We start from the raw sequence: 14,487 nt of genomic DNA on the forward strand, positions 1-14,487 counted from the left end.
TTATAATAGTAGAAATTCTACATGCCAAACAATAATTTTCTATTAAATTATGCGTGTTTTTCCAATAAAACAAAAGGAAGATACTTCAAAGAACAGGAAGATGAAGATCGCAGTTGTTTTCAACGTGATAGAGACCGAATCATTCACTCTAATGCATTTAGAAAGTTAGAATATAAAACACAAGTTTTTATAAATTATGAGCACGATTATTATCGCACTCGACTGACTCATAGTCTTGAAGTTGCACAAATTGCAAGATCTATTGCACGCAGACTTAGCTTAGATGAAGATATTACTGAATGCATAGCACTTGCACATGATATCGGTCACCCTCCATTTGGCCATGCAGGTGAAGATGCTTTAAAAAAGTCAGTTCAAGATTTAAATGTCGATAGTGAAAAGTACGAATTCGATCATAACGTTCAGGCTATAAGAATTGTAACCTATCTTGAGCAAAAGCATGCCGATTTTGATGGTATGAACTTGAGTTGGGAAGTAGTTGAAGGAATTGCAAAACATAATGGACCGTTACTTGGAAAATACGCTAAATCTCCCGCGAATAATGAATTATTGCTGGGGTATAATGAAAAATACGATTTAAAACTTGAAGAATTCTCAAGCATAGAAGCGCAAGTAGCTTCAATCGCTGATGATATTGCTTACAGTGTGCACGATCTTGATGATGCATTAAGGGCAAATCTGGTAACAATTGAAGATTTGCTGAAAGTTCCTTTAATCGGAGATATATTCAAGGAAGTAGACAATAAGTATAAAAATTTACCTCAAAGTAAACTCATACATGAATCACTGAGTAGAACAACAGGTGTTATGGTGAGAGACGTTATCTCTCAAGTTGAACAAGATATTAAAAATCTTAACATAAATAATGTAGAGGATGTAAGAAAGCTAGACAGAATGTTGGTCACATTTTCACCTCAAGTTGCAGATGCCACACAAGAAATGAAGAAATTCAACATACAAAAAATATATAGAAGCTATCAACTTAATCGCACGATGAGTAAAGCTAAACGTATTGTGAAAGAACTTTTTCAATGTTTTTATGATAATCCAGGGCTACTACCAACAGAATGGGGCGATCTTGCTCACGACAAATCTCAGCGCTCTATGGTAATATGTGACTACATATCTGGTATGACAGATAGATTTGCAATACAAGAACACAGAAGAATTTTTGATACCTCATATGAAATGACTTCCTTCTGATGACAGATGATTATTTCATGTCAATTGCACTAAAGCTTGCAGAGAAAAATCTTGGAAATGTTGCACCAAATCCTGCTGTTGGATGTGTTATCGAAAAAGATGGCACAGTAGTTGGTGAAGGATACACCGGCATCGGCGGACGACCACATGCAGAAGTCGTTGCATTACAAAACGCAAAAGAGAAAGCTCAAGGTGCAACTATGTATGTAACTCTTGAGCCATGTTGTCATCATGGAGTTACAGGGCCATGCACTGAAGTAATCATTGAAGCTGGAATAAAAAGAGTAGTAGTTGCAACTACTGATCCAGATTCTAGGGTTTCAGGTGGTGGTATAAAAGCTTTGAAAGAGGCTGGAATTGAAATCAAGCAAGGAATAATGCAAAAAGAAGCAGAAGCATTGAATATCGGTTTTTTCTATACAAAAAAGCTAAACAGGCCATTTATTACTTGCAAAATTGCAACAACGCTTGACGGGAAAATTGCAACATATACTGGTGATAGCAAATGGATAACAGGTGAAGATACAAGGAATTGGATACATAAGCTGAGATCGCAATACGATGCGATTATGATAGGTAGTAACACTCTTATTAATGATAATCCACTTTTAACCTGTAGGTTACCAGGGCTTGGAGATAGATCACCAATAAGGCTCATAATAGATAGCCAAGGAAGATTGAAAGAAGAACATAATATTGTAAAGACTGCTGATAAAGTGACAACTTGGGTAATTACAAATAAAGAAATAGAAAAAAAGATAAAGAATATTAACTACTTGATGGTTAATTCAAATAACAAACATCCTGCCATCTCAGAGTCAGCCACTCGAATGACATCAGACCGAAAAGAACCAAATAATGACAAAATCTGCCTCAAAGATATGGCATCAAAACTTGCCTCAGAAGTTTGCATAACAAGGTTATTAGTTGAGGGCGGAGGGGTGTTAATTACAGAGCTGCTAAAATTTAACTTAATTGATAGATTGATAATCTGCCGCAGTGGTAAGATTTTAGGTAACGATGCCACACCATTTATAGGGGATTTGGGGATTCAATCTATTGATAAATGCTATCAATTTAAAAAGGCAAAAATAATGGATTTCAGCGAAGATATGGTTGAAGTGTGGGATAGAGTTAACAAGGTATCCATTCAGGTGTATGACTTAAGAAGCAATAGCCAGTAGGTTTTGAAAAGGATTTAACTTCTTTTGCCTCCAAGTCAAGTACAATGAAATTATCCTCTCAAGAAACATATTTCCCCGTTTCGATTGTGTAAAATATGAAACTTTTCGGTAAACAACGTAATGCCGAATCTGTCGCTCAGCATAGTTGTTTGTCAGTGGAATATTTTCTGGATCGTCCAAAAATTTCCACATCATCAGATCCGATTTCATGATATTTTTTGCTACTCGAGACGCTCCAATTGCCTCGGGTAAATTTGATATATTCTTTAAGTAATATCTCGTTCGCTTGCGTAATTTTCTTGCTCTTCTTATGAACCTTAATGTGTCTATTTCATCCTTTAACAGAGCTTTTTTCAATGCAAATAATTCAGTAGCAACATTCCTTAAATAATACCCCAAAACTTTCACTTCGCTATTCCAACTATGAGACAACCTTTCAAAATCTCTTGCTAAATGTGCCCAACAGACCTGCCTTTTCTTGCTGGAAAAGTAGTTGTAAGCTGCATATCTGTCGGTCACTACTAGGTTGTTATTCTTTCCAAATTTACTATTTTCCAGGACTTTCATCCCTCTTGACTCTGTCAATTTGATCACACTTCCTATTTTGCTCGCAAACATCCAGCACCAGCCCTGTTTACCTTTGTTGTAATGGCTAGTTTCATCGATATGTAAAATTTTGCTCTTGCTTACCTCTTCCTCAATTTGCTCATATGCTTCTTGGCATTTTTCTGCCACTCTAGCCTCGCTATTTGATACACTACCGACGCTGATATCCAGGTTGAAAATGTCCTTTATAATATTTGCCACTTCTTTTTTCGAATTCTTGTAAAATCCACTTAATGCTGTAATTACTGACTTAACTCTTGGACCAAATGTGTCCGCAGTTACTCCTTCTTGTAGCTTGCTACTTTTTCTTTTTCCACATCTTTTGCAACGTCCATGCTCTAGTTGATATTCAACTACATACGGCTTGATTTCCGGCAAATCGACCTTTTGATGAGTATACGGATCTTTTGATACCGCAATTTCTCCTCCGCACTCACACGTATTGGGCAGTTCTATTTTTACCATCTCATCTGCCTCCATTTTAGGGCGGTAACTGCCTTTATGTCCAACCTGTGCTCCTACTTTCCTGTCACTTTTTGGCTTATTTTCCCTCATCTTATATAATTCTTTGGAGCTTGGTATAGATGAATTTTTTGAACTTAAGCCAAGCCTTTCTTTTAACTCAGCGTTTTCGATCCTTAGCGCTTTATTTTCTGCTTTAAGCTCTTCTATTTTTGTTTCTAACTTTTCTATAGTCTGCTTAAACTTTCGCAAAATTCTAAAAGATCAACCATATTACCTCACAGCCACTCTAGTTTACCTTTTTAGCATTCCTTGTCTACTCTTTATTTTACCGCCCGGCTGAATGGATACTTGTGTAGCAGCTATTCTAGCAGTACCAGGGATAGCATTACTTGCCACAAATAATCTTGCGGGATGGGCACCTATACTTGTTGCTTTCCTTATTGTTTCTTTACTTGTGTGTGAAAAATTTTCATATAAAGGAAATCCGACTATGTGTGATAATCCAGATCCAACACAGGCATTTCCAAATGATGGGATAAATCTTTGACGCTGAGGGGTAGACGGACAGTTTTGTATTCTATGAGCTTCATGTTGTGTAACAGCGCTTTGGTTGGTATTGGATTGCTAGCAGTAAAAAGCGCTTTGCAAGCTTTCAACCAGTTATGTGTTGGTGGATTTTCACCATTTAGGCATTTTTTTACATACGTATGAACTTCACATGGCCAAATGTTAGCAGCGACAGAGACAAGTCCTGCTGCACCGTTGATGGCCATATAGGGTATCATATCATCGTCGCCACAGAATACCTCAACGTTTGAAGCAGCTTTTTTATACTCAATGAGCATCTGAGTAGTGCCACTTGAGTCTTTAATGGCCCAAAATTTTTCGTGGCCAGATAAATTGTGTACTGTTTTGGAGTGTAGATTTACTCCAGCTCTTGATGGAATATTATAGAGCATGGCTGGCACATGTGTTTTCTCAAGTAGCTTTTCAAACCACAAAGTTTGCCCAATGACTCCAGGTTTTGTGTAAATTGGTGTTGTCATGAGATAGCTGTCGATTGGCATATCTTGGCAAAAATCCAGCCATTCTAATGCCTGAGCAAGATTTACTCCTGGCACACCGACCATAATTTTTGTGTTTAATTTTAGATTACATACAAATTCTACTATTTTACGTTTTTCAGAATCAGTAAGCGAGAGACTCTCGCCAGTGCTACCAAGGAGCAACACACCGTTTTTAGCTTTTTCTTGCATAGTAAGCAAATGCTGCAAGCTTTTATAGTCTACCCTGCTCCCGTCTTCACTAAAGGGTGTAACGCACGCAGTCCACAAGAATGTTGTAGATGACTTCAACTTCAAAGATTAAAATGGTATTTCATCATCAATCAACGACTCTTCCTTAATATCATTACTAAAGTTTTCATAATTACTTTTTTGCTCTGTTTCATTTGGTTTTTCAGTAGAGTTGTTGCGTGAGTCAAGCAAAGTAAGATTATGATTAAAATTTTGTAGTACTACTTCTGTTGTATATCTTTCATTGCCATTTTGATCAGTCCATTTTCTTGTTCTTAAAGAGCCCTCAACATAAACTTTGCTGCCTTTGCGGGCAAAATCTTTAACTACTCTTACTAATCCTTCACTAAAAACCACAATATTATGCCACTCTGTCTTTTCGGAGCGCATACCAGAGAGCTTGTCAGTCCAACTTTCGGATGTTGCAATTGAAAAACTTGCCATTTCCTTCCCATTTTGTGTGGTTCTAATTTCAGGATCTTTCCCTAAATTTCCAATTAATATAACCTTATTTACACTTCCACTGGACATAACTGACGCTCTGAATAATTTCTTATTGTCCTATATGAAATCCTTCATGTCAAATTTTCTTTAGCAGTTACAGTTTCATTTTCAATGACCAAAATAAAGCCCTCTACTGGCTCCTGAATCGTTTGTAAAATAATTTTTAATTTGTGATGCTGTAGAATATACCATATCAAACACAGGAGATGCCATTGTAACACAACTCACAAGATTTGCCGGTGTAAATACTCCCCCAGCAGGTCCATCAGGGTATAATTTAAACTGCTTAGCTAAATGAACTTGTTGTGCGGTGGTGAGTGCCTTTTTATTTTCATCTATGTCTTTACATACTCTTGCAAAATTGATCAGTTTTATTCTGCTATCGTCGTCACTCAACTCAGTAAAAGTAAAAAACTGGTCGAAACATTCTAGAAGTTCTTTATTCTTTATTGTAGAAGCAATCTCGTCAATTTCTTCTATGCATAACACAATCTTGTGAGCTTCAGAGTCATCAAAGCAAAGTTTAAAAGAATCTTTACAAAATTTATCTCTTGTAGCGCTTCTTGCCTTCTCTAAGGATTTGCATAGTATTGCAAAATTGATCAGCTTTGCTACACTCCCGTCGCTGCTCAACGCAGTAAAAGTAAAAAACTGGTCAAAATAATCTAAAAGTTTTTGATTCTTTATTTCTATTATAATTTGATTATTTATTGAAGAAGCAATCTCGTCAATTTCTTTTATGTGCAATGCACGCTTGTAAGCATCATCACGATTTGTATAGCAAAGTTCAACAAGCTTATCAAGGAATTTATCTTTTATAGTGCTTCTTACCTCATCCTCGTTCTCTAGTAAGGATCTGATGAGTTCTTGATAGTGTTTTACTTGTTTGTATTCATTTATATTAGTAAGACGAGAGACTTCATCTGTAGAAGATATTTCCTTATTCCTAATCGTAAGAATGCAATAACCCAAAGCTACAAGAGCAGATGGTATGAGTACAGCCAACAATGGAATAAGCAGGTCTCTCGATAAAGGAAAAATGAAATATGTAGTGACTAATGCTACTGTGGTAACAAGCAACGTAGGCAAAATAACAAATTGTATTGTTTTTCTGTATTTAGTATCCATAGCAGCATTTGCAGCTATATCTGAAAACATGTCAGGCATTGTCCACCTCCTTAAATAATTATCCTAACTCAATAATAACATAAGTTATATAAGAAATCAATTAATATTTTAGTATAATTAATATTGAAATTAATAATTTTTATATACAACGACTAAACCATTTCTTGGAAAGTTATTCTTTTGAGCTTAAGCTTAAGTTTTTCATTTAAATATTTTATGAAGTTAAAACACGGCTTAGTAGCATTATTGTTCTTGCAAAACTATGCTGATGCTAGAGTAATTTTAGATAAGGAAAGAGTTTATGCAGAGTTAGATGGGAAAGTAGACTTAAAATTTGGCTATTCATTTGAAGGGGAGTCTTTCGATGATAAACCTCACGATAAGACCTCAAGTTCTTCAGACTTGCGCCTCCTTTATCTGCAGCGTGTGTATACAAGCACTCAGATGGGATTTAATGTTAAAGTTGAACTTTCCGACATAAAAGAATTTAACGCAGAAAAAATAAAGCTAAAGGAGGGATATTTCATCATTAAAAATCAAGGACTTGGCTCTATTGAGTTTGGCAGGAGAGATTTAGTCAGTCAGAGTATGTTAATTAACACTTCGAAAATTTATGCAGCAGCAGGTGGAGTGAATGGGAATTGGGCAAATTACGCAAATTTGCGTGGTGAATATAAAAGAGTTGATGGAGGAGGGTATGATAGAGATAGGGTTTTTTGGGTAAAGCCCAACATTTACAGTAATTATAATGGGCTGAAGGCAAATGCGACAATGAGTTATATTTCTCCTGAGTTTTACAATTTTAAATTAGGATTGAGCTACCTACCAGGTGAAAATAATTTGCAGTATAGTAATCTCATCGCTGCAGGGCTCTCATACAATGGTAGCCTGTCTGATGACATAAATTTTACCACTGCTGTAACTGGTGAGTTTGCAAGAGAAAATTTTAGTGATTGCGAAAATGAAGATCCTGCCAATATCCAATGTCATAATCAGTTAATGCACTGGAATTTTGGTGTAAACGTAAAATTCTTTAGCCTAAGTGGTATTTTCTCATGTGGCAATGGTGGTAAATCAGGCCAGAGATTTGATCCTGAAACAAATAACACATACTACGTAAATGCAGGTGTTGGTTATCATTTTGATTCTCGTAAATTTAGTTTAACATATTTTAATAGCGGTAGAGAAATTGCCGGTGCGGGTAAAAATGAATTGACTTCATATGCCATAAGTCTTGAATATCCGCTTGCTATCGGCACTTCATACTATTTTGATATTGTAAAATTTAACACTAAAGAACCTAAAGTGATAAACAACAACTCTGGCTATGTGCTGCTGGCTGGATTAAAGTTAAGTTTTGATTAGAATAGTTGGTTGCTTAGCGCATACAAACCTTTATCTTTACTGTCCAGCAAGCCAAATGTTGGCACGATTGTAGCCTTCAGGAAAATAACAGTTTCTACTGTTCGAGTATTATCTGCTAATTCTTGTGACTTATGGTGCGATAAACTTTGTTTATCTTCCCTGTGCTCTATAAGCCCACCAATTACCATGATTTCGCCATTCTTAATTTTTAACATGGAGTTCATCTCTCTGATTTCAACAATTGGAATATCGCTATTTAATGTTGCTCCACTCTGCTGTGAAATATATTCTATCCCCGGATCTTGAGTGTAACTGCTGATCCTTGACAAAGTTGGGTGTACGTTCATGAAGATTTCATTAGTATCAAGGTTAATGCTAGGATGAATTATTAACACAATGCCTATTGGTACACTATTCATCTTTGTAATTAAAATGTGATTGGAATTTTCAGCATCTTTTTGTACCTCAGAAGTGAAATAAACATGATTTTTAACAAATGAAATCATTGCTTGCTGATTATTTACAGCGTGCACTCTAGGGCTTGATACTACTGTAGAAGTGCCAAATTTATCTAAATTTTTTATTAAATCTGTTAAATTTCCTACACCAAAATTCATTTCTTCATTGATATCTCCGCTATTATGTAAATCACTTAAATTCATACCAGAAATGTATTTGTCATCCAATATAACTTCAACTATCTTTGCTTCTATCATCACTTGAGATGATGCTAATCTTTTAGCTTGGTTAATATACTCTTCAACAGCTTTATGGACACCTTTCCTAGCATTTAAAATGATAACACCAGTTTCTCTGCTTGATGACATAAATTCACCATCATCTACTCCATTAACATCCATTATTGTATTCAAGCCCTTTTCTAATGAAGTCCATAAATCACTGACATATTGAGATTTCATGACATTATTAGAGTCATCACTCTCACCGTCACTAGTAATATTATTATTAATAACAAAACTACTTTGAGCAGAGTGCTGAACATTAATAAAGTCTACGTAATAGTTTTTCGAATATGGTAAATCCTGCTCCACTCTAATGACGCCATTACTGACTGAACAACGCAATTTAGCGCTGTCAGCTATATTTTGGATAGCCTCATTTATATTTTTATCTCTAAGCTTTAAAATAATACTCCCTGATATTTCTGGATCTATGTCGAGATTAATGTCAGATAGTTTTCCAATTTCCATCAATAGCTCCTTTACTGGCACTTCTTCACTGACATTGATAGAAATGACCTGATTACTAGCTGTAATATCTGGAAGTATTATTGGCAGAGGAATAACTTCTGGCACTGGTGGCTCATCCTCTTTCGCAATAGGTTTATACTGCATTAAATAACCGTGGTGCTTGCTTACATCGTGGTAATGATTCTCGTTATCGAAACTAGAGAAGCTTTTCTTATGCTGCTTGATGGGAAGATGGGTACAAGAAACAATGAAAAGGATTATTAAATATTTAAAGATAGCCATCAAAGCAGCATATAAATATATCTTTATAGACTTGTATAAAAAAATTAAAAATGTATTGAATTTACTAGTCAGAGCCTACTAGCACTGGTTGTCGTTGATGTATACTCTCTATTGCTACGCTTTCTAGCTTGCAGTTAGGTAGATTCTGATTACCGTCTGCTTTCTCTTCACATTCTTCAAACTCCACCTCTTTTACTACAGCTTTTTCATCTACAATTTCCTTCAAATTGCATTCCATTTGCCAATAACGTGATGCCACATTTATCCATTTGTTGATGCAAGATGCAAGTATAATAGCCCAAAAAAGTAACATCATGATCGATGAAATGCCGGGAAAAAGGAACGCACAAGTTATTATACCTGCTAAACATATTGAGCCAGTTAATTGTAGGTAATATAGATAGTCTTTATTGTACTGCTCTTTTGTATGCTTTATAAAGCATTTTACTATTTCAGGGGTACTTCGCGTTGCTAATTGTAAGGGAGTGTTACCTTGTATCCATTCAGGTGTATGGCTTAAGAAGCAATAGCCAGTAGGTTTTGAAAAGGATTTAACTTCTTTTGCCTCCAAGTCAAGTACAATGAAATTATCCTCTCAAGAAACATATTTCCCCGTTTCGATTGTGTAAAATATGAAACTTTTCGGTAAACAACGTAATGCCGAATCTGTCGCTCAGCATAGTTGTTTGTCAGTGGAATATTTTCTGGATCGTCCAAAAATTTCCACATCATCAGATCCGATTTCATGATATTTTTTGCTACTCGAGACGCTCCAATTGCCTCGGGTAAATTTGATATATTCTTTAAGTAATATCTCGTTCGCTTGCGTAATTTTCTTGCTCTTCTTATGAACCTTAATGTGTCTATTTCATCCTTTAACAGAGCTTTTTTCAATGCAAATAATTCAGTAGCAACATTCCTTAAATAATACCCCAAAACTTTCACTTCGCTATTCCAACTATGAGACAACCTTTCAAAATCTCTTGCTAAATGTGCCCAACAGACCTGCCTTTTCTTGCTGGAAAAGTAGTTGTAAGCTGCATATCTGTCGGTCACTACTAGGTTGTTATTCTTTCCAAATTTACTATTTTCCAGGACTTTCATCCCTCTTGACTCTGTCAATTTGATCACACTTCCTATTTTGCTCGCAAACATCCAGCACCAGCCCTGTTTACCTTTGTTGTAATGGCTAGTTTCATCGATATGTAAAATTTTGCTCTTGCTTACCTCTTCCTCAATTTGCTCATATGCTTCTTGGCATTTTTCTGCCACTCTAGCCTCGCTATTTGATACACTACCGACGCTGATATCCAGGTTGAAAATGTCCTTTATAATATTTGCCACTTCTTTTTTCGAATTCTTGTAAAATCCACTTAATGCTGCAATTACTGACTTAACTCTTGGACCAAATGTGTCCGCAGTTACTCCTTCTTGTAGCTTGCTACTTTTTCTTTTTCCACATCTTTTGCAACGTCCATGCTCTAGTTGATATTCAACTACATACGGCTTGATTTCCGGCAAATCGACCTTTTGATGAGTATACGGATCTTTTGATACCGCAATTTCTCCTCCGCACTCACACGTATTGGGCAGTTCTATTTTTACCATCTCATCTGCCTCCATTTTAGGGCGGTAACTGCCTTTATGTCCAACCTGTGCTCCTACTTTCCTGTCACTTTTTGGCTTATTTTCCCTCATCTTATATAATTCTTTGGAGCTTGGTATAGATGAATTTTTTGAACTTAAGCCAAGCCTTTCTTTTAACTCAGCGTTTTCGATCCTTAGCGCTTTATTTTCTGCTTTAAGCTCTTCTATTTTTGTTTCTAACTTTTCTATAGTCTGCTTAAACTTTCGCAAAATTCTAAAAGATCAACCATATTACCTCACAGCCACTCTAGTTTACCTTTTTAGCATTCCTTGTCTACTCTTTATTTTACCGCCCGGCTGAATGGATACATATTTTTAATATTTACTTAACCTTAACCACAATAGTGAATAATTTAACCAAAATAAAAATTATGGGAGCATAACAATGAAAAAAATTCTTTTACTGATAGCTTTAATTTTCTCAGTTGCATTTGATGCTACTGCTAGTACTGCTGATAAAAAAAGTATTTATGAGAATGATGCAACATTTGGCACAATATGTAAGATAATAACATACATTCAAGACCTGGGTGGACCAATAATAACGATAGTACTAATTGGTGCAGCTTTGCTTGCAATATTTGGCAGAATGCCTTGGCCGGCACTGTTCGCGTTGGGCGCATTCGTTGCTGTGTTTTTTGGTGCCTCCGCAGTCATTTCAAGAGTAATGCCAAAAGGAGGTGTAACGTGTTCATACTTAAAGCCTGCTACTACTGATAAGACATAATAAAATAACCTAAAAGAGATCACCTTCTGTTGATCTCTTTTAACTAATAAATTAGTAAAGTTAGTATAATTATTATATTTTTAGTATTTACATAAAATTCATCACAATGAGCGATAATCCTGCATGAAATTATTGGAGGTGTGATGAAAAATTTTCTTTTGCTTTTGGTCTTAATTTTCTCCTTTGCGTTTGATGTTGCTGCTAATAATAACAGTGTTAATGAACCCACAACAGAAAACACAATATGCCAAATTGTAAAATATGTACAATCATTAGGTGGACCAATGATTACAGTGGTAATAATTGGCGCAGCTTTGCTTGCAATATTTAGCAGAATGCCTTGGCCAGCACTATTTGCATTGGGAGTATTTACTGCTGTATTTTTTGGTGCCCCCACAATTGTAAAGGCAATATCACCGAACAGTGCATCTTGTGATAATGGCGTGTTTAACGGTAAGGCTAATATCGGTGGTGGTGGTAGTAGCAGTGGTGGTAGCAATAACGCTGGTGGTCAAATCCTCAATCCTTCTTCTAATTCATAATCGAACGAACCTTTGCTGAAACGTTCTTTATATCTTCACTTGAAAGTGGGATTAGACCTAACCTAAACAGGTACCCACTTTCAGTGTTAATGGACTCTACAACTTCCTTAATAAACTCCATTAATCCTTCAATAGTATCTAAGTGCTCTTTCTTTATGTAAAGGTATAGAGGTCTTGCTAATATGTATTTTCCTGATGATATATTTTCATAAGTTGGCTCAATTCCTGCAATTGTGCTCCCTTGTATCTTATCCTGATTTCTCATTAAAAAACTAAAACTAAATATTCCTAGAGCATTTTTATTACTTTTTAATTTTTGTATTATTATGTTTTCGTTAATTCCCACTTCTATATATCTTCCATCATCCCTGATGTTGCTACATGCTTTTTTTCTTTCTTCTTGATCTGGATAAGTTTCTTTGAAAATTCTTGAGCTCATGCAGGAATATTGGTCAAGCATCACAGATTTGATCAAAGTTTCATATGTGCCGGTGTTTTGATATGGACCATAAATTTCAATTTCTGCCTTTGGTAAGGCTTGATTCACCTCTGACCAAAAATTTTTGCTATTCTTTATCAATTTATCATTCTCTATGGAATATGCAGACAAAGTTTCAAATATATCTTTTTTTGTAAAATCAAACCTATGGCTTTGATTTGAATTCGCAATCACCACCCCATCATAACCAATAATAATTTCTATTATGTCATTAATACCATTTCTTTTACATAATTCTCTCTCCACCTCCTTTATCGGACGAGATGAAGTGGTAATATCTGGCGTACCCTCACCCACTCCAGAGCAAAACATTTTAAATCCTGATCCACTTCCTATTGATTCCACAACTGGAGTTTTAAAAGAAAACACACGACTAAATTCCTCAGCTATAAACGAAACAAAAGGAAAAACAGTTGAAGAACCAACAATTCTGATGTGCTTTCTGGCATCAGCATTTGATAGCGGCACAAACACTGCAAATATGAAAATCAGTAGGAATTTTCTAAGCATTACTAGATTTAAGAATAAACTTAATTATTATAACAAAAAATTAAACTGAAAAGCCTTAAATTTTTTCTCAGGAAAAGATAATCACAGCTAAATAAACTCTATCCAAATGTGCTAACAGTCGTACCTTGACTCCGAACACTGAGCCTGTTCAATACTTGAATTGTCAATAATAGTGTTAATATTTTTTACAACTTCTAAAAATGTCAGCACTTTCAGTGCAGGAATATGCTTCTTTTTAATATCTTCCAAATCTACAAAATTTTTCAGAGTTATCTCTCTATCTCCAAGTTCTTTCCTAAAATCATCTCTATGAGCTTCAAAAAAGTTTTTTATTACGCTAAATGTCATAACTTCAAAATCATTTCTATAATGTGACAACAAAAAGTTAATTAATGGCTCATGATTATGTAAAAATATACTTTTTTTAATTTCGCAAGCTTTATTGATTAAAACATCAGCATACAATGGATATTGCTCTTTTAAGTATTCTGTATTTTCCAGCCTGCTATATATATTTGCATTTTCTTCCCAAACCTGAATCACATCAATTGCATCTAAAAACTCATATAATTCCCCATCTTTTGTTTGCATTTTTTCCACTTCTTTCTACACTTTGTCTTGATAATCATCCCAATACTGAGATAACGTAAGATTACTGTTGACGTAACCTGGTTTCGCTCTTTCAGGGTTATGTAATATAGTGTACTGGATTAGAGATTTGCTACATTCTATATGGCCATTTTTAATAGCTAGATATGAAGCTCGTCTATTTTTCACAGGGCCTTCTTTTATAAGAAAGTTTACCACTTCTGTATGGCCACTTAATGCAGACAAGCATAAAGGAGTATTTTTGTAACAATCTTCTGCATTAATGTCAGCTCCTTCTCTTATGAGAATGCTTACCATCTCTATGTAACCCTTTCCAGCAGCTAAATGTAAAGGAGTGAATAAATAAAAATTATTTCTTGCATTAACATCAGCTCCTTCTTTTATGAGAATGTTTACTACCTCCAGACAACTTTTTCCAACAGCCAGGTGTAAAGGAGAATCTCCGTCACAATCTTCTATATTAACGTTTGCTTTGTGATCTATAAGAGCATTCACTATTTCTGTGTAACCTTTCTCAGCAGCCAAGTGTAAAGGCGTACTTTCCCATAAATCTTTTGTATCAACATCAGCACCCTTTCTTATGAGCTCATTAACTCGATCTACATTTCCTCTTGCAGTAGCATGAATAAGCCGTTGATTTAGTTCTGCTTTGTTTATCTTGTACATTGCTCATAACCCTCTCCGACAAA

General features: G+C 35.4%; 13 protein-coding genes and 2 pseudogenes. 5 read left to right on the plus strand and 10 right to left on the minus strand.

Going from position 1 to position 14,487, the window contains the following annotated elements:
* Nucleotides 1–21 precede the first annotated feature (21 nt).
* Both HF197_RS03265 and ribD read left to right on the plus strand, forming a co-directional pair.
* The gene (locus tag HF197_RS03265) at nucleotides 22–1,224 is read left to right on the plus strand and encodes a deoxyguanosinetriphosphate triphosphohydrolase (protein WP_168464259.1); all 1,203 of its coding nucleotides are present in this window, start codon (nucleotides 22–24) and stop codon (nucleotides 1,222–1,224) included.
* Nucleotides 1,224–2,408 carry a bifunctional diaminohydroxyphosphoribosylaminopyrimidine deaminase/5-amino-6-(5-phosphoribosylamino)uracil reductase RibD gene (gene ribD / locus HF197_RS03270; protein ID WP_168464260.1) on the plus strand — a complete coding sequence of 395 codons (1,185 nt, stop codon included), beginning with the start codon at nucleotides 1,224–1,226 and terminating at the stop codon, nucleotides 2,406–2,408. Before HF197_RS03265 ends, ribD begins: the two co-directional genes overlap by 1 nt.
* Here ribD and tnpC (HF197_RS03275) read toward each other — a convergent pair.
* The 4 genes and pseudogenes from tnpC (HF197_RS03275) to HF197_RS03290 all read right to left on the minus strand — a co-directional run bounded on the left by tnpC (HF197_RS03275) (nucleotide 2,388) and on the right by HF197_RS03290 (nucleotide 6,445).
* A pseudogene (tnpC, locus tag HF197_RS03275) lies at nucleotides 2,388–3,748 on the minus strand (IS66 family transposase). The gene ribD and the pseudogene tnpC (HF197_RS03275) overlap by 21 nt on opposite strands.
* A gap of 219 nt (nucleotides 3,749–3,967) precedes the next feature.
* On the minus strand, nucleotides 3,968–4,834 hold the full coding sequence (dapA, locus tag HF197_RS03280; protein ID WP_168464882.1) for a 4-hydroxy-tetrahydrodipicolinate synthase: 867 nt from the start codon (nucleotides 4,832–4,834) through the stop codon (nucleotides 3,968–3,970).
* Nucleotides 4,835–4,843: 9 nt separating this feature from the next.
* A complete protein-coding gene (gene ssb, locus HF197_RS03285; protein ID WP_168464261.1) occupies nucleotides 4,844–5,305 on the minus strand; it encodes a single-stranded DNA-binding protein in 462 nt (153 codons plus the stop codon).
* 81 nt (nucleotides 5,306–5,386) lie between these two features.
* Nucleotides 5,387–6,445 carry a hypothetical protein gene (locus HF197_RS03290; RefSeq protein ID WP_168464262.1) on the minus strand — a complete coding sequence of 353 codons (1,059 nt, stop codon included), beginning with the start codon at nucleotides 6,443–6,445 and terminating at the stop codon, nucleotides 5,387–5,389.
* Between the two features lie 177 nt (nucleotides 6,446–6,622).
* On the opposite strand from HF197_RS03290, the gene HF197_RS03295 reads away from it, so the two are divergent.
* On the plus strand, nucleotides 6,623–7,771 hold the full coding sequence (locus tag HF197_RS03295) for a porin (RefSeq protein ID WP_168464263.1): 1,149 nt from the start codon (nucleotides 6,623–6,625) through the stop codon (nucleotides 7,769–7,771).
* Here HF197_RS03295 and HF197_RS03300 read toward each other — a convergent pair.
* The 3 genes and pseudogenes from HF197_RS03300 to tnpC (HF197_RS03310) all read right to left on the minus strand — a co-directional run bounded on the left by HF197_RS03300 (nucleotide 7,768) and on the right by tnpC (HF197_RS03310) (nucleotide 11,141).
* Nucleotides 7,768–9,264: a type II secretion system protein GspD gene (locus tag HF197_RS03300; protein WP_168464264.1), complete on the minus strand. Its 1,497-nt coding sequence runs from the start codon at nucleotides 9,262–9,264 to the stop codon at nucleotides 7,768–7,770. The two genes, HF197_RS03295 and HF197_RS03300, sit on opposite strands and share 4 nt — an antisense overlap.
* Nucleotides 9,265–9,328: 64 nt before the next feature.
* Nucleotides 9,329–9,835 carry a hypothetical protein gene (locus tag HF197_RS03305; protein ID WP_168464265.1) on the minus strand — a complete coding sequence of 169 codons (507 nt, stop codon included), beginning with the start codon at nucleotides 9,833–9,835 and terminating at the stop codon, nucleotides 9,329–9,331.
* Nucleotides 9,781–11,141, minus strand: a pseudogene (gene tnpC, locus HF197_RS03310) (IS66 family transposase). The gene HF197_RS03305 and the pseudogene tnpC (HF197_RS03310) overlap by 55 nt, the downstream one beginning before the upstream one ends.
* 155 nt (nucleotides 11,142–11,296) lie before the next feature.
* On the opposite strand from tnpC (HF197_RS03310), the gene HF197_RS03315 reads away from it, so the two are divergent.
* On the plus strand, nucleotides 11,297–11,638 hold the full coding sequence (locus tag HF197_RS03315; RefSeq protein WP_168464266.1) for a TrbC/VirB2 family protein: 342 nt from the start codon (nucleotides 11,297–11,299) through the stop codon (nucleotides 11,636–11,638).
* Between the two features lie 143 nt (nucleotides 11,639–11,781).
* The gene (locus HF197_RS03320) at nucleotides 11,782–12,180 is read left to right on the plus strand and encodes a TrbC/VirB2 family protein (protein WP_168464267.1); all 399 of its coding nucleotides are present in this window, start codon (nucleotides 11,782–11,784) and stop codon (nucleotides 12,178–12,180) included.
* Here HF197_RS03320 and HF197_RS03325 read toward each other — a convergent pair.
* From HF197_RS03325 to HF197_RS03335, 3 genes are all read right to left on the minus strand, one after another.
* Nucleotides 12,170–13,189 (minus strand): substrate-binding domain-containing protein, encoded by a 1,020-nt coding sequence (locus HF197_RS03325; protein WP_168464268.1) that lies wholly within the window; start codon nucleotides 13,187–13,189, stop codon nucleotides 12,170–12,172. The two genes, HF197_RS03320 and HF197_RS03325, sit on opposite strands and share 11 nt — an antisense overlap.
* 111 nt (nucleotides 13,190–13,300) lie before the next feature.
* Nucleotides 13,301–13,780, minus strand: coding sequence for a hypothetical protein (locus HF197_RS03330; RefSeq protein WP_168464269.1), 480 nt, complete (start codon nucleotides 13,778–13,780; stop codon nucleotides 13,301–13,303).
* A 15-nt stretch (nucleotides 13,781–13,795) separates the two neighbouring features.
* On the minus strand, nucleotides 13,796–14,464 hold the full coding sequence (locus tag HF197_RS03335) for an ankyrin repeat domain-containing protein (protein ID WP_168464270.1): 669 nt from the start codon (nucleotides 14,462–14,464) through the stop codon (nucleotides 13,796–13,798).
* Nucleotides 14,465–14,487: the final 23 nt, after the last annotated feature.

Origin of the sequence: Wolbachia endosymbiont of Ctenocephalides felis wCfeT (genome assembly GCF_012277295.1) — a bacterium.
In the GTDB taxonomy this organism is placed as follows: domain Bacteria; phylum Pseudomonadota; class Alphaproteobacteria; order Rickettsiales; family Anaplasmataceae; genus Wolbachia.

Excerpts from the sequence above, each read along its gene's own strand:
- HF197_RS03265 (WP_168464259.1), top strand. The coding sequence starts at position 22 with ATGCCAAACAATAATTTTCTATTAAATTATGCGTGTTTTTCCAATAAA.
- HF197_RS03320 (WP_168464267.1), top strand. The coding sequence starts at position 11,782 with ATGAAAAATTTTCTTTTGCTTTTGGTCTTAATTTTCTCCTTTGCGTTT.
- HF197_RS03295 (WP_168464263.1), top strand. The coding sequence starts at position 6,623 with ATGAAGTTAAAACACGGCTTAGTAGCATTATTGTTCTTGCAAAACTAT.
- HF197_RS03330 (WP_168464269.1), bottom strand. The coding sequence starts at position 13,780 with ATGCAAACAAAAGATGGGGAATTATATGAGTTTTTAGATGCAATTGAT.
- ssb (WP_168464261.1), bottom strand. The coding sequence starts at position 5,305 with ATGTCCAGTGGAAGTGTAAATAAGGTTATATTAATTGGAAATTTAGGG.
- HF197_RS03290 (WP_168464262.1), bottom strand. The coding sequence starts at position 6,445 with ATGCCTGACATGTTTTCAGATATAGCTGCAAATGCTGCTATGGATACT.
- HF197_RS03315 (WP_168464266.1), top strand. The coding sequence starts at position 11,297 with ATGAAAAAAATTCTTTTACTGATAGCTTTAATTTTCTCAGTTGCATTT.
- HF197_RS03335 (WP_168464270.1), bottom strand. The coding sequence starts at position 14,464 with ATGTACAAGATAAACAAAGCAGAACTAAATCAACGGCTTATTCATGCT.
- HF197_RS03325 (WP_168464268.1), bottom strand. The coding sequence starts at position 13,189 with ATGCTTAGAAAATTCCTACTGATTTTCATATTTGCAGTGTTTGTGCCG.
- ribD (WP_168464260.1), top strand. The coding sequence starts at position 1,224 with ATGACAGATGATTATTTCATGTCAATTGCACTAAAGCTTGCAGAGAAA.
- HF197_RS03300 (WP_168464264.1), bottom strand. The coding sequence starts at position 9,264 with ATGGCTATCTTTAAATATTTAATAATCCTTTTCATTGTTTCTTGTACC.